The 1,258-nt window shown below is 30.3% G+C and carries 1 protein-coding gene; it reads left to right on the top strand.

The features are described 5' to 3' along the window. Positions 1 to 121: 121 nt before the first annotated feature. Positions 122 to 1,033 (top strand): hypothetical protein, encoded by a 912-nt coding sequence (locus tag C7377_RS00005; protein ID WP_116495297.1) that lies wholly within the window; start codon positions 122 to 124, stop codon positions 1,031 to 1,033. The last annotated feature ends 225 nt before the right edge of the window (positions 1,034 to 1,258 follow it).

Raw genomic sequence — 1,258 nt, 5'->3', positions numbered from 1 at the left:
GCTATATGCAATTGGTTGCTATTTTTTTGTTCCCAAAAACATAAAATCTAACGATTTTAATTATCTTCACAAAAAAACAGACAACTACACATAGCACTGCGTTGTAAAACATTTGAATCAAATGTATGAATTTCTATCAAAATATGGACTTTATCAAGTATTTACTCTACTTGAAGATTATGAAATCGGGAATCAAGATTTCACGAATCCATTAGATTTTAAAGGTCTAACATTTGAATATAAATGCGAAAAAGAAGATTCAATTAAGACTTTTGAAATTGATTTAGATGTTCAAACAGAAGAATATTACGGACATCAGATAGGGAATAGAATTCCAGATGATTTATTTATAGATGAAAAATTAAATTTCACTTTTAAGGCAATTGGCAAATGTAAATCTTGTAAAGAATATCACGTTGAATTTATGCTGAACGTTTATTCTAACAATCCTATTTCAAATATTATAGATAATGTTAACAACATAAATTTTCACAGACAAAACACCCATCAGTTTCCGAATACGAATATTTATGTACAAAAAGTTGGAGCACTTCCTCAAATCAAAATTATTCCTGAAAAAGTAATTTCAAAATACTTTGATAGAGAAACTAACAAATGGTACTTTAAAGCAATAAACTCATTGAATGAAAATTATGGAATTGGCTCGTTTGCATATTTTAGGAGAATAATTGAAAAAGAGCTAATTAACATTATTGAAGATATTAAAACACTTCCTGATTCACATAAAGTCGAAATCCAATCTCTATTGGATAAGCACAATGAAAATCCAAAGGTAAGTACGATTTACGAAAACATTTTTGAGCATTTACCTTATTCATTAAAAACATTAGGAGACAACCCCATAAAACTACTTTATAACCAGACTTCTGAAGGACTTCATTCACTGACAGAAGACGAGTGTATGGAAAAAGCAAAAAGTATTTTAAGACTCTTAAATTTTGTGATAAAGAAAATAAACGAAGAGAAGTCTGAAATAAGAGAGTTAAGAGAAACAATAAAAGGATTAAAATAAAAACGTTTTACAACAATGGCTATAAGTAATTGCTAGTTCTCGCCTACTTCTGAAAATCCTCGCGGATTTTCAGTTTGGTGTGTACTTGCAAAGTTTAGTGCTAATCCACGCAACTACTCATACACGAGACCGATGATATAGCATTCGCCTGCGGCGAACAAAATTCCTACATTTTCGCTTCACTCAAATTCCCGTCCTTTTGTAAATGCTATATCATCGCAGTGC

Source organism: Balneicella halophila (genome assembly GCF_003096835.1).
Classification (GTDB): domain Bacteria; phylum Bacteroidota; class Bacteroidia; order Bacteroidales; family Balneicellaceae; genus Balneicella; species Balneicella halophila.
Note: the sequence above shows the minus strand (reverse complement) of the source record. Positions and strands in the feature narration are given on the sequence as shown.

Excerpts from the sequence above, each read along its gene's own strand:
- C7377_RS00005 (WP_116495297.1), top strand. The coding sequence starts at position 122 with ATGTATGAATTTCTATCAAAATATGGACTTTATCAAGTATTTACTCTA.